12 protein-coding genes are annotated in these 15,413 nt (G+C 65.5%); 7 read left to right on the top strand and 5 right to left on the bottom strand.

The features are described from left to right. Positions 1 to 140: 140 nt before the first annotated feature. The gene (locus tag ACWDTI_RS25335; RefSeq protein WP_449740896.1) at positions 141 to 662 is read right to left on the bottom strand and encodes a hypothetical protein; all 522 of its coding nucleotides are present in this window, start codon (positions 660 to 662) and stop codon (positions 141 to 143) included. Between the two features lie 108 nt (positions 663 to 770). Then, positions 771 to 1,682: a helix-turn-helix domain-containing protein gene (locus ACWDTI_RS25330; RefSeq protein WP_449740895.1), complete on the bottom strand. Its 912-nt coding sequence runs from the start codon at positions 1,680 to 1,682 to the stop codon at positions 771 to 773. Between ACWDTI_RS25330 and ACWDTI_RS25325 the strand changes: the two genes are divergently transcribed. After that, positions 1,681 to 2,034, top strand: a complete 354-nt coding sequence (locus ACWDTI_RS25325) for a nuclear transport factor 2 family protein (RefSeq protein WP_449740894.1) — start codon at positions 1,681 to 1,683, stop codon at positions 2,032 to 2,034. The genes ACWDTI_RS25330 and ACWDTI_RS25325 overlap by 2 nt on opposite strands. A 248-nt stretch (positions 2,035 to 2,282) precedes the next feature. Here ACWDTI_RS25325 and ACWDTI_RS25320 read toward each other — a convergent pair whose 3' ends face one another. Then, on the bottom strand, positions 2,283 to 2,540 hold the full coding sequence (locus tag ACWDTI_RS25320) for a nuclear transport factor 2 family protein (RefSeq protein WP_449740893.1): 258 nt from the start codon (positions 2,538 to 2,540) through the stop codon (positions 2,283 to 2,285). A 134-nt stretch (positions 2,541 to 2,674) separates the two neighbouring features. Here ACWDTI_RS25320 and ACWDTI_RS25315 point away from each other — a divergent pair, with 134 nt between their 5' ends. After that, positions 2,675 to 3,115: a winged helix-turn-helix transcriptional regulator gene (locus tag ACWDTI_RS25315; protein WP_449740892.1), complete on the top strand. Its 441-nt coding sequence runs from the start codon at positions 2,675 to 2,677 to the stop codon at positions 3,113 to 3,115. Positions 3,116 to 3,148: 33 nt separating this feature from the next. Here ACWDTI_RS25315 and ACWDTI_RS25310 read toward each other — a convergent pair whose 3' ends face one another. Beyond that, positions 3,149 to 3,595 carry a helix-turn-helix domain-containing protein gene (locus ACWDTI_RS25310; protein WP_449740891.1) on the bottom strand — a complete coding sequence of 149 codons (447 nt, stop codon included), beginning with the start codon at positions 3,593 to 3,595 and terminating at the stop codon, positions 3,149 to 3,151. Between the two features lie 324 nt (positions 3,596 to 3,919). Here ACWDTI_RS25310 and lon point away from each other — a divergent pair, with 324 nt between their 5' ends. Then, positions 3,920 to 6,256 carry an endopeptidase La gene (lon, locus tag ACWDTI_RS25305; protein WP_449740890.1) on the top strand — a complete coding sequence of 779 codons (2,337 nt, stop codon included), beginning with the start codon at positions 3,920 to 3,922 and terminating at the stop codon, positions 6,254 to 6,256. 139 nt (positions 6,257 to 6,395) lie between these two features. Here the strand turns inward: lon and ACWDTI_RS25300 are convergent, their stop codons facing one another. Beyond that, positions 6,396 to 8,240 carry a sigma-54-dependent Fis family transcriptional regulator gene (locus ACWDTI_RS25300; protein ID WP_449740889.1) on the bottom strand — a complete coding sequence of 615 codons (1,845 nt, stop codon included), beginning with the start codon at positions 8,238 to 8,240 and terminating at the stop codon, positions 6,396 to 6,398. 180 nt (positions 8,241 to 8,420) lie between these two features. Between ACWDTI_RS25300 and ACWDTI_RS25295 the strand changes: the two genes are divergently transcribed. From ACWDTI_RS25295 to ACWDTI_RS25280, 4 genes are all read left to right on the top strand, one after another. Then, positions 8,421 to 10,331, top strand: a complete 1,911-nt coding sequence (locus tag ACWDTI_RS25295; protein ID WP_449740888.1) for a hydantoinase/oxoprolinase family protein — start codon at positions 8,421 to 8,423, stop codon at positions 10,329 to 10,331. Positions 10,332 to 10,407: 76 nt separating this feature from the next. Continuing rightward, complete coding sequence (locus tag ACWDTI_RS25290; protein ID WP_449740887.1) at positions 10,408 to 10,836, top strand: acetone carboxylase subunit gamma; 429 nt, start codon at positions 10,408 to 10,410, stop codon at positions 10,834 to 10,836. A 45-nt stretch (positions 10,837 to 10,881) separates the two neighbouring features. After that, the gene (locus ACWDTI_RS25285) at positions 10,882 to 13,011 is read left to right on the top strand and encodes a hydantoinase/oxoprolinase family protein (protein WP_449740886.1); all 2,130 of its coding nucleotides are present in this window, start codon (positions 10,882 to 10,884) and stop codon (positions 13,009 to 13,011) included. Between the two features lie 43 nt (positions 13,012 to 13,054). Next, complete coding sequence (locus ACWDTI_RS25280) at positions 13,055 to 15,358, top strand: hydantoinase B/oxoprolinase family protein (protein ID WP_449740885.1); 2,304 nt, start codon at positions 13,055 to 13,057, stop codon at positions 15,356 to 15,358. The last annotated feature ends 55 nt before the right edge of the window (positions 15,359 to 15,413 follow it).

The following is a 15,413-nucleotide window of genomic DNA, read 5'->3' as shown; positions in this document are numbered from 1 at the left end:
CCGTCGTCCCGGCAATCGTCGGGATCAACCACAAACCGACCAAACCGAAGAAGAACCCAGTAACCGACCTGTCTCAGGCAGGTTGACAAATACCGTGCACGCGGGGGAAGGACGGAATTCGGGGGGAAGAACCACGACGCCTACCCGCCGCTCGTCGTGATCGTGCCCTGAAACGCGAAAGGCGTTGCCATCGGGGCGCAACCGCGGAAGTTCGCCGTCGGCATCGGACCGTTCACGCCGACCATCGACATACGGCCGTCGTGACCCTTGCGGACGGAGATCTGGATCGCGAACGCATCCCGCAGGCCCGGCGGCAGACCGAACGGCCGCACGTCGCTGATCGGATACACCAGTGATGCCCGGTCGCCCATGACCGAAATGCAGGTGATCGGACCGCGAACCTGGATCGGGGTGGGATTCATGCCGTCGAGCATCGTCGCCGTGTAGGTGCCGCTGGTCATTCCGTTGGCTTCCCGCATGCCCTTCGCGTCGATGTGCAGCAGTCGCACGGTCGGGGTCAGGTGAAGATCACCGTTGATGGTCAGCGACGTCGGTTTCGGTGGCATCGGTACGGCGGTCGCGGGAGTTGCCGTCGCGACCGCCGTCGCGGCGGCCGCAGTCCCGAGTGCCAGGGTCAGCGCGCCCTTCAGTGACTTCTTCATGATGTGTCCCTCCTTGAACCCGTCGTCCCCGACCCTCCCCTCGAGGGTGGCCGCGGACACCTGAAGGGACCCTGAAAAGCAGGACTCGGCGGCCTGTAACGCCGGTCCTCAATCGCTGGTCAGGGCCGCCTTCGACAGAATTCTTCGAGAATCGTCGTCGGCCGGGATGAACGTCTCGAGATGCAGACCACCGAGGGTGACATCGGCCGCGCTCTCGATTCTGGTCGCCACACTGAACATTCGGAGCACACCTCCGTCGGACTCGATCTCCAACGGGAGGACCGGGTCGATCAACGGACGCGTCGATGTCTCGCGATCGGCGTGGTATCTCGACGTTTCGTTCTGCAGCGCCACCAGCGTGGGGTCGCCGCCGGTGTGCGCGATGCGCTGGTCGAGTTGGTGGAGCAGATGGGCTCGCCAGGTGGGGAGGTTCCGGATTCGGGGCGCGAGCCCATGCGGATGCAGGCACAGCCGGATGACGTTCACCGGCGGCTCCAGCAGGCTCGGGTCACAGCCCTCCGTCAACACGGTGACCGGCTCGTTGGCGTCGATCACGTCCCAGTGGTCGTCGAGCAGCAACGCCGGATACGGCGCATGGGCATCGAGCAGGCAGCGCAGTCCGGCCATGACCGGCGCGAGCGCGTCGTCGTCGGTGGCCCGATGGGGATACCGCGGGGCGAAACCCCCGGCGAGCAACAGCCGGTTCTGCTCGACCATGGGCAGCTGCATCACCTCGGCGAGCCGGATGATCATCTCCGGTGTCGGCCGGGACCGTCCGTTCTCGACGAAGCTGACGTGGCGCGCACTGACCTGCGCCCGCGTGGCGAGCGCGAGTTGGCTCAGCGATCGGGTCTTACGCCACCGGCGCAGTTCACTGCCGACCGATGGGGATGTCGCGGGGGACAACATCCTCCGAGCGTAGGCATCGGAGGTCATGTCGGCCATGACCTCACGGGTAATCGACCCGAGGCCGGCGATCGGCGACGCTTCAGGGGTATCAACGAGAAAGGGAAACACCATGAACGACATCGTGACTCGATACCTGGACACCTGGAATGCCACCGACGACTCGGCGCGGGCGCACCTGCTCGCCACCCAATGGTCAGAGGACTGCGCCTACGTCGACCCGCTCGCCGACGCCCACGGCCGAGAAGCGGTGGCGACCACCATTGGGGCCGTCCACGCGCAGTTCCCCGACTTCGTCTTCACCCAGGTCGGCGACGTCGACGCCCATCATCGGCAAGCGCGCTTCCAGTGGGGCCTGGGTCCGCAGGGCGCGGACCCGGTCGTCATCGGGTTCGACGTGGTCGTGGTGGACGACGCGCACCGCATCCACGAGGTACGCGGCTTCCTCGACAAGGTGCCGTCGTGACTTGTCGGTGAAGGCATGCCGCGTCGGGTCACCACAGATGATCACGGAACCGGGGAGCACCACGCGGACCTCTCCGCGTGGTTCACATGTTGACGATCGCGGCGGCGACGATGATCGATTCGGTGGCCCGTGTGCTGGTCATGATCTCGCGGGCATGATGCGGAGATCGACGATGTACTCGTCTCGGATGACGAAAGCGTTCACCAGATCGACCTCGCCACCGGGGAAGTTTCCCCGCAGGTGAAGTGTCACTTGTAGTGCTGTGCCCCGTCCGCGTCCATACGCGCGGTCCACCCGGTGACCGTGGAGGTGTACTCGAATGCGGTGTCGACGTCTTCGCGCCAACGACGAATCTCGGCCAGTCCGCGCCGCTCCGCGCCCTCGTCGAAGACGGTGGCGTCAGCGCTGAAACACGCCACTATCGCGTCGACATCGCGTTTCTGGGACGCGGTCAGGTAGTTCGATATCACCGTCGGCAGTGTCGAACTCGATGCGTTCGTCGTCACGATGTCCTCCTGCCGGTAGAGTTACTTCTGAAAAAGAAGTTAGTAACTTCTGATTGTGAAGTCAAGGTGGTGTGATGGCAGCCGGTATTCGGCCGGAGGATCTGGAATGTCCGCTGTCGGCGACGGTGGCCCTGGTGGGCGACTGGTGGACGCTGCTGATCCTGCACGATGCGTTCGACGGGTACACCCGCTTCGACGAGTTCCAGGAGAACCTCGGCGTCTCGTCGAGCCTGCTGGCCGGCCGATTGAAGCGGCTGGTCGGGGCGGGCGTTTTCGAGCGACGCCCGTATCAATCGAAACCTGTTCGACACGAATACGTTCTGACCGATCTCGGGCGTTCGCTGCGTCCGGTGATCGTCGCGCTGGCCGCGTTTGGCAATGCTCGACTGGCGGCCGACGAGCGCAGCATGGTTCTGGTCGACGCCGAAACCGGCGTCACGGCCGAGCCCGTCATGGTCGACCGTGCCACCGGTCGGCGAGTGGATGGCCCGGACTTCGTGTTCACGGCAGGACCGGCTGCCACTAAGCCGTTCCGGGATCGCTACGCCAGTCGCCCCACTCCGGTTCAGGCCTGACGGCGTTCCGCTAGGGGGTCTGTTGATTCTCGGTCAATGCTGCTCGAGTTGGGCGTCGATGTCGCGAAGCTCGGCGAGCGCTCGTCGCTGGCGGTCGAGTCGCTTCTTCTTGTACTCGATGACGTCGTCGGTCAGCACTCGGTGGTGGGAGCCGACCCGGTGTGCGGGTATGTCTCCGTTGTCGATCAGTTTCATGAGCGTTGGACGCGAAATTCCCAACTGCTCGGCGGCGACAGTGGTCGTCAGCTCTTCCGGAAGGGTCGCAACCGAAATACGGGTTCCCGACGCGATGGCGGTGACCACGTCGCGAACTATCGCGGCGATATCCGCGGGGACGGCGATGAACTCCTCGTCGGGGCCGGTCACTGTCAACTGCGTGAACTCGGTGCCGGTGATGGCGAGCAGTTCACGAGCCTGCCTTTGCTGCCGGGCCTCGATGACCACGTGGCGGTCGGCGACCGGAGCGGTGGTGGGTGACATGATTCCTCCCATGCTGTTTCACCTGCGAGTGTAAGGCTGTTCCACTTATAAGTGCAACCGGTTGCTGACGGCTATTCGTTAGACGTGTGTGTTCGGCGGACGGTTCCCAGTGGTCGCGTCGAGATGTGGCAGGTCGTCGCCAACTCGCGGATGTACTCGGTGTATCACCCACCTCGTGGCGGAGCGATGTCACTCGTCGCCCACGATCCGGGCTGTTTCTGGGTCAACGCCGCATCCAGACCGTTCGCCCACGGCAGAAACCACCGCGGGAACAAACATCCCGCCACCAGGGTTGAGTCGGTCAGACTGAACTTTGGAGGTTGAATGTCTGAACAGTATTCAGTGCCCGTCCTGTTCGTCCCTGACCTGGTCGTCCTGCCCGGAATGGTCGTGCCGATCCCGCTCGACGACGCAGCTCAGGCGACGGTGGACGCGGCCCGGGCCAGTGAGTCCGGCAAACTGCTGGTCGCTCCCCGGCTGGACGACCGGTATCCCACCCACGGCGTGATCGCCTCGATCGTGCAGGTGGGCAGAATTCCGGGCGGTCAGATGGCCGCCGTGGTCAAGGGTGAGAAGCGCGCGCACATCGGTACCGGAACCACCGACGCCGGCAACGCGCTGTGGGTCGAGGTCACCGAGATCGACGACCCGGAGATCACCGCCGAGATCAAGGCGCTCGCCGCCGAGTACAAGCAGCTCGTGCTGGCCATGCTGCAACGTCGTGAGGCGTGGCAGATCATCGACGGCGTCAACAAGATGACCGATCCGTCGGCGCTTGCCGACACGTCGGGCTACTCGTCGTGGCTGACCGACGTCCAGAAGCGTGAGCTCCTCGAGACGCCCGACATCGGCGAGCGGTTGCGGCTGCTCATCGACTGGACCAGCGAGCACATCGCCGAGACCGAGGTCAGCGACAAGATCGCCGACGACGTCCGCAACGGGATGGAGCGCCAGCAGAAGGAATTCCTGCTGCGCCAACAGCTCAACGCCATCCGCAAGGAACTCGGCGAGGACGAACCCGAGGGCGCCGACGACTACCGCGGTCGCGTCGAAGCTGCCGACCTGCCCGAGAAGGTGCGCGAAGCCGCGCTGCGCGAGGTCGGCAAGCTCGAGCGCGCCAGTGACCAGTCACCCGAAACCGGTTGGATCAGAACATGGTTGGACACCGTGCTGGACCTGCCGTGGAACGAGAAGACCGACGACAACACCGACGTCAAGGGCGCTCGTGAGATCCTCGACGCCGATCATCACGGCCTCGAGGACGTGAAGGACCGCATCGTCGAGTACCTCGCGGTGCGCGCACGACGTGCCGAACGCGGTCTGCAGGTCGTCGGCGGTCGCGGCTCCGGTGCCGTCATGGTGCTGGCCGGTCCGCCCGGCGTCGGCAAGACCTCGCTGGGTGAGTCCGTGGCACGCGCGCTCGGCCGCAAGTTCGTCCGTGTCGCCCTCGGCGGCGTGCGCGACGAAGCCGAGATCCGCGGTCACCGGCGCACCTACGTCGGTGCCCTGCCCGGCCGCATCGTCCGGGCCATCGGCGAGGCGGGATCGATGAATCCCGTTGTCCTGCTGGATGAGATCGACAAGGTGGGCTCGGACTACCGCGGCGACCCGGCGGCGGCTCTGCTCGAGGTCCTCGACCCCGCACAGAACCACACCTTCCGCGACCACTACCTCGATCTGGATCTCGACCTGTCCGACGTCCTGTTCCTGGCCACCGCCAACGTGGTGGAGAACATCCCGTCGGCGTTGCTGGACCGGATGGAACTGGTGACCATCGACGGCTACACCGAGGACGACAAGGTGGCCATCGCCCGCGATTACCTGCTCCCGCGGCAGGCCGAACGTGCCGCGCTGACCGCCGACGAAGTCACGGTCACCGACGACGCGCTACGCGAGATCGCCGCGAACTACACCCGCGAACCCGGTGTGCGACAGTTCGAACGGCTGCTCGCCAAGGCGCTGCGTAAGGTGGCGACCAACGTCGAATCCGGCACGGCGACCATCCCGGTCACCGTCGAGAAGCCGGATCTCAAGGAGTACCTGGGCCGTCCGCGGTTCACCCCGGAGTCCGAGGAACGCACTGCGGTCCCCGGCGTGGCCACCGGCCTGGCGGTCACCGGGATGGGTGGCGACGTGCTGTTCATCGAGGCCAACCGGACCGACACCGGCGAGGGCAAGGGCGGCTTGCAGCTGACCGGACAACTCGGCGACGTGATGAAAGAGTCTGCGCAGATCGCACTTTCGTACGTGCGTGCGCATGCGGCGCAACTCGGCATCGACCCGAAGAACCTCGAGGGCACCATCCACGTGCACGTGCCGGCGGGTGCGGTACCGAAGGACGGGCCCAGTGCTGGCATCACCATGGTGACCGCGCTGGCGTCGATGGCGACCGGCCGCAAGGTGCGCGCCGACGTCGGCATGACCGGTGAGGTCACGCTGAACGGGCGGGTGCTGCCCATCGGCGGGCTCAAGCAGAAACTGCTTGCGGCGCAACGCAACGGCCTCACGCAGGTGTTCATCTCGCCACGCAACGAGGCCGATCTCGACGACGTGCCGGCCGAGATCCTCGAGGATGTCACGGTCACACCGATCGCCGACGTCGCCGAGATCGTGAAGCTGGCGCTGGAACCGGCCGCTGAATCCGTCACCACCGCTGCCTGATCACCGCGGCCTGATCTCCGCTGCCTGATCATCGCTGCCTGATCATCGCTGCCTGATCACCGCTGCCTGATCTCCGCCAATGGCGACGAGACCCGGGGAAGCACATCGCTTCCCCGGGTTTGTGCGCTTGCCCGCTGGATCACCCGACGATGCCGTACGCCTTGATCCGCCGATAGAACGTCGACCGGGATACCCCGAGGCTTTCGGCCGCCGCCACCCGATTGCCGCCGTTGTCCTTGAGTGCGGCCACCATCAGGTCTCGTTCGGAGGCCTCGACGGGGGTCAGCCTGCGGCGCGACGTCGACTGGCAATAGCCGGGGAGATCCTCGACCTGGATCTCGCCGACGGGGCGTCGGCGCAGGGCATGCGCCAACGCCTCGTGCAGTTGCGAGATGTTGCGCGGCCATGAGTATGTCGAGAGCACGCGGGATGCCTCCGGGCTCATGCGGATCTTCCGGTTGGGTGCCAGCGATTTCAGTGCTGACGCGATGATCTCGTCGAGGTCCTCGGTGCGGCACCGCAACGGCGGAATGTTGATCGACGCCTCGAACACCCCGAGCAACTCCCGGAACGGGAGGTCGGAGTCGAGTGCGGAGTCGGAGATGGTGGCCGCGAACCAGACTGGGCCGTCGAGGTCGGCGATCGTGTCGAGCAGCCGCCTGGCCACGGTCACGCCGTCGGTGGTGCACTCGTCGATGTTGCGCAGTATGTACAGCGTCGGGACGGTGGGGGTGATCAGCATCGGGTTCATGTTCACCGCGACAGAATCGCCGCCGAGCTGCGAGCCATCGACGCTGATGCTGCGCGCGTTGGCATACAGCGCGTGGAACATCTCGGCGAGCAACGTGAACTTCCCGGTGCCGGTCTCGCCCAGCAGGACGACGGGACGTTCGCCCACGAGCGCCCTCTGCAGCTCACCGCAGGCGCGGTTCCAGGCGGGCGTGGCCGCCGTGACCACACTCGGACGTGGGGTGGCCAGGGTGTCGGCGATCTGCGCCGTCTGCGCGCCGGCCACCGCGACGTCGGGCAGGTGATGGTCGTCGAATCCGCCCGGTTTCGTGTCTCCGCCGGCGATCACCTCCGCGGTCATCACGATCCCCACGACATCGCCGCCGACAACGATCCGGGTTCCGGTGATGTGGATGTGACGTCCCTCGCCGATGACGATGGTGTCGGTGACGTGGTCGCGACGGGAGGTCAGAAACGTGGCGTGCTCCCGGAGGATTCGCTGTTCGCTGGCGCTGAACTGTTCCTGTGCAACGGAATTCGCGACGAACACCGAGCTCCCGAAAGCGAAGACGGCGCGTTTGCGGGTACGACCGGAGGCGTGCAGATAGGTCGAGAAGATCGCCTGCTGCGCCTGGCTACGGTCGAGCAGCAGGTTCTGGGCGATGTCCTTGGCCGCACTCTTGACCAGCGCGTGCATGATCGGACTCCACGAATTGGTCAAGGTGGAGATGTCCAGGACGCCCTCGACCTGGTTGGTGACCGGATCGATGATCGGCGCACCGGAGCAGGCGAACTGCTGTAGCTGCTCGGTGAAGTGTTCGGGTCCCACCACACTGATCGGTTTGCCCGCCTCGAACACCGTGCCGACCCCGTTGGTGCCCATCGCCCCCTCGGCATAGGAGAAGCCGGGAGCGAACTGGACCCGTTCGAGCAGCCGGCCGACCGCGGGAGAAACGTCGACACGCCTGATCACGCGGGCATCCTTGTCGGTGACCGCGACGATCAGCGGCATGTCACTGGTGTCGGCGGTCAGCTGATCGAGGACCGGCTCGGCACATCGGGCGAGCAGCGAACCGGTGTCGAACTCGCCGGAGAACGACGTCTGCGCCGCGATGGCGTCGACCCCCGCGTCGTGGCTGCGCTGCCACGACGCGACCACCAGATCGTTCACACCGGCCGCGGCCGCCGGACCCGATTCCAGGAAATCTGCCCGAGCGGCGGCCACGCGCAGAAGTCGGTTGGGGCTGTTGGGCATGGGCGCGACTCCTTTCGCCCGCGGGATCCGGGTTCCTCGATTGTCCATGAGACCTACGACACATCGCCAGGGCGCGACATGTGTCAGCTTGACACACGCCCCCCGAGTGAGACGGCACCAGAGTTGGCATCGATGTGGTCTAGGCCACTTCTCAACGGCAGGTCTCACGAATGGACGAGCATGGACACACTGATCAACATCGACAACGGGGGCACGCTCACAGACATCTGCGTCTGGGACGGTGCCAACATCGGCTTCACCAAGACGCTGACCACCCCGCATGACCTCTCCGAATGCCTGTTCGCGGGCATCGAGAAAGCGTCGGCGAGCCTGTACGGCGAGGCCGACATCACCCGGCTGCTGCACCAGGCGCAGCACATCCGCTACTCCACCACGCAGGGAACGAACGCGCTGGTGGAGCGCAAGGGGCCGATGATCGGCATCATCACCACCCTGTCGGGACTTCGGGAGCGGATGGAGTCGACCGACGCGCAACGCGCGCTGTTCGAGGGTCTGGTCGACGACCGGTACTCGGTGATCAGCACGGATTCCGACGACTTCGAGTTCGAGGTCGTGCAGGAGGTCAACCGGCTGACGACGATCGGCGCCGCCAGGGTGGTCGTGGTCGGCGCAACGGTCGACGAGGAACGGGCGCTGCGCCAGATCCTGCTCCGGAAGTTCCCCCGCCACCTCCTGGGCTCGGTGCCCCTGATCTACAGCTGGGAGCTCGCCGGCGACCGTGCGGACGAGCGCCGGTGCTGGTCGTGTGTCGTGAACTCCTTCCTGCACCCGACGATGGAACGATTCCTCTACGGCGCCGAACGGCGTCTCAAGGAATACAAGGTGGCCAACCCGCTGCTGGTCTACCGAAACGACGGCGCCTCCTCGAGGGTCGCGAAATCGATCGCCCTGAAGACCTACTCGTCCGGCCCGCGCGGGGGGCTCGAGGGCACCGCGGCTTTGGCCCGCGTGTACGGGTTGAGCCACGCGCTGATGATGGACATCGGCGGCACCACCACCGACGTCGGCGTCGCTCGCGACGGCGCGGTCGCCGTCCTTGATCGCGGGGTCATCGAAGGCGTCGACATCTCCTACCCGATGAGCGACGTGGCCTCCACCGGTGTCGGTGGATCGTCGGTCATCGGAGTGGTCGACGGCGAGATCGTGGTCGGCCCGCAGTCGGTGGGTGCGGCTCCCGGCCCCGCGTGCTTCGGCTTCGGCGGCACACAGGCCACCATCACCGACGTCAACCTGCTCCTCGGCGTTCTCGACGCCGACACCTACCTCGACGGCAGTTTCACCCTCGACCCGCAGCGTTCGACGGCGGTGATCACCGACACCATCGCCACACCCCTCGGCATCGGACTCGAGGAAGCGCTGGTGCGGATGGAGAAGGCGTACTTCACGGCGCTGGCCGGGGCCTTCGCCTCGTGGGTGCAGCCCGACACCACACTGCTGGCGTTCGGCGGGGCCGGACCGATGAGCGCGGCCGGCGCCGCGCAACTCGCGGGTGTGAACCACGTGTTGATCCCCCGGACCGCGGCCGTGTTCTCCGCCTTCGGTATCGCGTTCTCGGACATCGGAAAGACCTACGAGGTCAATGTTCCCGGGTCCACGACCGAGGCCGTCCTGGACACCTTTGCCTCGCTCCTGGCTCGTGCCGAGCGGGACATGTTCCAGGAGGGATACGACATCGACGAGTGTGATACGCAGTGGCACTTGGTGTCTGAACGCGCCGATGGTACCGACGTGCGGCGGGTGGGGTACACGCCCGGTGACGCCGTCGACGGCGCCGACCGGGTGCTCACCCTCGAGCTGGATGTGACCGCCCGACTGCCGCATCCGGAACTCGAGGTGAGCAGCGACGTGGCCGCGCTCCCGGCGCCTGCCCAGCAGACCCGCCTGGTGCGCTCGGCCGCTGATCAGGTCGACGAGGTGCCCGTCCACGTTCTCGACGAGCTCGAGCCCGGTCACGGCGGGACCGGCCCCGCCATCGTCGAAGGTCCGTTCTTCACCGCGCGAGTACTACCCGGCTGGTCCTTCCGGGTCACCTCGGCGGGCGACCTTCTCCTCACCCTCGATACCGAGTAAATGCCAATTCGATTTGGCTGCACAGCAATTCACCATCTCTGACGAACTCAGAACCTGACAGAAGGGAGGGCTCCTCATGCGAGTCCCCATGACCGAATACTTGTTCATCGATCTCGACACCGAACGCTGGCTGTGCCGGGTGTGCGGCCAGGACATGGGCAACGCACGCGACAACTACAAGCCGGGAACCCTTGCGTACGACCGTGATCCGCGCGAGATCCACCAACCGATCATCGACCCGGACCGCTACGAGTACACGTTCAGTCCCGACCCCGACTACTGCCGGATCGTCGAATACTACTGCCCCGGCTGCGCCACTCAGATCGAGGTGGAATACCTGCCGCCGGGTCACCCGCCCGCCGTCGACATCCTCGTCGACATCGATGCACTCAAGCAGCAGTGGGCCGCACGCGGTGTCGATGCCGAGAAGGTTCACAACTACGGACCGGGCGAGGACGCGCAGAAGTACACCGCCGCACTCAAAGCCGCCGGCCATGTCCGCTGACCGTCCGCTGCGACCACCCACTCTCACAAGCCAAGGAGCACACCCATGAAACGCATCTCCGTGGACATCGGTGGCACGTTCACCGACTGTTTCTTCGTCTGGGACGACATCTACGTCGACGCGAAAGCGCTGACCACCCACCACAACCTGGCGTTGGGATTCAACGACGCCCTCGACCTCGCCTGCAAGCGGGCAGGTCTGGACCGGTCGACGGTCCTCAGCGAGGTCGACTCGGTCCGATATGCGACCACGCTGGGCACCAACGCGCTCATCGAACGCAACGGACCCGAGGTCGCCGCGATCGTGACCCACGGATTCGAGGACACCATCCCCCTCTCCCGCGGCCGCGGTTACGGTGAGGGACTGGACTATTCGATGCAGCAGAACCTCCCTGCCGCCGAACGCCCCGAACCGCTCGTGCCGCGCAGCCTGATCCGTTCGGTCAAGGAACGGATCAACTCCGCCGGCAAGGTCGTGGCGCGGTTGGACCCGGACGACGTCCGTTCGGTGGTGCGAGAACTCGTCGATGCCGGTGCCGAGGCGATCGTGGTGTCGCTGACCAACGCGACCGAGAACCCCGAGCACGAGTTGGCGATCCAGGAGATCATCCTCGACGAGTTCCCGCCCCACGAACTCGGCGCGATCCCGGTACTGCTGGGCCACCAGGTCTCCGGCCGCAAGGGTGAATACGTGCGGGCCACGTCGACGATCGTCGACGGCTATCTGCACTCCATCATGTTCCACGCGCTCTCACAGCTGTCGAACAACCTGCGTGACTTCGGCTACGACCGGCCCATGCTGGTCATCCACAACTCCGGTGGCATGGCACAGATGAACTCGACCGATGCTCTGCAGACCATCCACTCCGGGCCGATCGCGGGAGTCGGTGCGGCCGAGCATCTCTCGAACGAAACCGGGATCGGACACCTGATCTCCACCGACATGGGCGGCACCTCGTTCGACATCGGCCTGGTGCCCGAGGGCGGGGTCAAGCACTACGACTTCCTGCCCACCATCGACCGCTGGTTGGTGTCGGTGCCCATGGTGCACCTCGACACGCTCGGTGCCGGTGGCGGTTCCATCGCCAGTTACGACCGCATCCACAACTCGGTCAAGATCGGTCCGCAGTCCGCGGGTTCCAACCCCGGACCCGCCTGCTACGACCGGGGTGGCCTCAAGCCCACGGTCACCGACGCCGATCTGCTGCTCGGCTATCTCGACCCCGACAACTACGCCAACGGGTACATCAAGCTCAACCCGCGGCGTGCGAAGTTCGCCATCGAGGAAAGCCTGTGCGATCACCTCGACATCGGCGTGATCGAGGCGGCACGCGTGATCAAGGACGGTGTCGACGAGCAGATGGCCATCGGCATCGGCAAGGAACTGCGGGTCCGCGGGTATCTGCCCGAGGACTTCACCATGCTCGCCTACGGTGGCAACGGGCCCCTGCACGCCTGCGGAATCGCCCGCCACGCCGGAATCACCAGGGTTCTGGCACCGCCGTTCTCGTCGGTGTTCTCCGCCTGCGGCGCCGGGAACATGAAGCAACTGCACTTCCATGAGCGTGGCGTGCACATCACCATGTACAACGCGACCACCCGTTCGCTCTTCGACGACTACGACGAACTCAATTCGGTGATCGCCGAACTCGAGTACCGCGGCCGCGAAGACCTGATCCGCCAAGGCTTCTCCGGCGACGACGTCCGGCACCGCCTCGAGATGGACATGCGATACGGCAACCAACTGCTCACCCAGGCGGTGACATTGCCCGACATCTCCCGGGTCGGCGGCGTCGGCGACATCCTGGAGATCATCAAGATCTTCGGCGACGTCTACAGCCACCGATTCGGTGCGTCGTCGGCGGCGCCTGAAGCCGGAATCCGTTGCAGCACGGTCCGGGTGGCGTCCTACGTCGACGGTGACGTCGTCAACTTCGAGACCCTGGAATCCGGGGGCGACCGCCGCGCGCCGGCGCCGGTCGGGCACCGCAAGGCGTACTTCATCGGCGTCGACAAGCCGATCGACACCCCGTTCTACGACCAGGAAGCGCTGACCGCCGAACACGTGATCACCGGTCCGGCCATCGTGACCACCGAGACCACCACATTCCTGGTCGAGCCGCAGTGGCGCCTGGAACCGACCGAACAGGGGGCGGTGTGGTTCCTCCGCGACTGACCGTGCCATCACACCCGACCCCGACGACGAAGGACATCGAACAATGACCGCAATCAACGACCGCACCGCCAAACCGCTCACCTCCGAGGAGCAGGAGTGGGTGGACAAGTTCATGGACGAGACCACCCTGTTCCTCGGTCCCGACCGCGAGATCATGCGCAGCCACAGCATTTCCGAGCGCACCGATCACGAGGAGCTGGCCATCGCCGCCGGCGTCGACCGGATCGAGGTGGAACGCATCCGTAAGCGGATCGCCGGCGCCCTCGACGAGGGCTACGAGATGTGCGAGGCGCAGGGCGCCGCGCCCGGCGCCAAATGGGGCGACCTCACCACCGCCATCTACACCGCCGCCGGCGACGTCTCCTACCTGTCCTGCCACGGCGTGATCGCGTTCAGCGCGATCCTGCACCACCCGATCCGCTACATCATGAAGTACTGGAAGGACGAGCCGACCGTCGGTATCCACGAGGGCGACGGCTTCATCCACAACGACGCCCGGTTCGGCAACGTGCACAACACCGACCAGTCGATGATCATGCCGATCATCCGTAACGACGAGATCATCGCGTGGGTGGCCGCCACCATCCACGAGGGTGAGAACGGTGCGTGCGAGCCGGGCGGCATGCCGTCGGGCTCGGAGACCGCCTTCGACGACGGGCTGCGGATGAGCCCGTTCAAGATCGTCGAGCGCGGTCACCTGCGTCGAGATCTGTTGACCTTCCTGCAGCATTCGGTGCGCGACCCCAAACTCCAACTCGCCGACCTGAAGGTGAAGATCACCGCGGTCAACAAGATCATGGAACGCATCAACGCGGTGATCGACGAGGTCGGTGTCGACACCTTCATCGGTGCACTGCGCACCACCGTCGAGGACGTCGACGTCGAAGTGCGTCGCCGCATCGCCGAATTGCCGGACGGTACATACCGTTTCGACCAGTTCATGGACTCCACCCTGAAAGAGAACATCCTCATCAAGGTCGCCTGCAAGATCACCGTCAAGGGTGATCACATGACGGTGGATCTGCGCGGCACCGGACCGGAGATCCTCAACCGGGCCATCAACTCGCCGCTGTGCTCGGTGAAATCGATGATGATGCAGGCGATCCTGGCGTTCTGGTGGCCCGATCTGCCGCGCTGCACCGCGGCGATGAGCTGTATCGAGATCATCTCCGACGAGGGGACCTGGGCGGATGCCTCCTACGACGCCCCGATGGGTCAGTCGTTGCAGGCCTCGTTCCGCGGCTTCTCGATGATGCAGGCGCTCTACAGTCGGATGTCGTTCTCCACCCCGCACAAGTACAGCAACGTGGTGGCGAACTGGTTCAACCAGATCAACACCTTCTTGTGGGGTGGCGTGACCCAGCACGGCGACATGGTCGGCAACCTGTGTGCCGATCTGAACGGCATGCCCGGGGGCGCAAAACCCTTCCGCGACGGCGAGGATGCGGTCTCGCCGCTGTTCTGCGCGATGGCCGACACCGCCGAGCAGGAGGTGATGGAGGAAGAGGTGCCGTTCATGCAACTCGTCGCCAAGCGCCTGGTCCGCGACAACATGGGCTTCGGAAAGTTCACCGGCGGTATGGGTTACGAGATGATCGTGGCCGCCGAGGGCACCCCGCAGTGGGGATTCATGACGGTCACCTCCGGCGCCAAGTTCTCGTCGATCTACGGCATGTACGGCGGATACGGCTGCGGCACCTATCCGTTGGCGATGGTGAAGGGCACCAACGTGTACGAGCACTTCCGCCGCGACAACAAGACGTTCGATCTGTCCATCGAGAAGATCATGAACGAACGTCCCTTCGCCGACGGCCGGTACTCGACCTACCACATGGGCCTGCAGTTCGATCTGGCCAAGGACGGCGAGCTGTACATGATCAGCCAGGGCGCCGGCGGCGGCTACGGTGATCCGTTGGAGCGGCAGCCCGAATCGGTGGTGGCCGATGCCGAACTGGGCCGGATCAGCCAGAAGGTGGCGCAGGACATCTTCGCCGTGCACTACGACCCGGAAACCTTCCGGATCGACGTCGAGGCGACCGAGCAGGCCCGGGCGAAGGCCCGCGCCGACCGCCTCGAGCGTGGCAAGCCGTTTGCCGAGTTCTGCGAAGAATTCGTCACCCCCGAGCCGCCGAAGGATCTCCTGTACTACGGCTCCTGGGGATCGGACACGGACGAGCTGACGGCGACGGTCTTCGGCATCGACGGTCCCGAGCGGGTGACCGCGCCACTGGCCGATCTGCCGATCATCAACATCCCCGACCGCCGAGAGGTCAAGATCGCCAAACTCGAGCAACGCATCGCCGAGCTCGAGGACAAGCACGGTGAGGTCGTGAGCCGGCGGACCTGACCGAACACCCGAACCGGGGCGGGCGACACCGCGTCCCGCCCCGGTTCGGCCCACC

Source organism: Gordonia sp. NPDC003424 (assembly GCF_053588655.1).
This window is presented reverse-complemented; position numbering and strand designations above follow the sequence as displayed.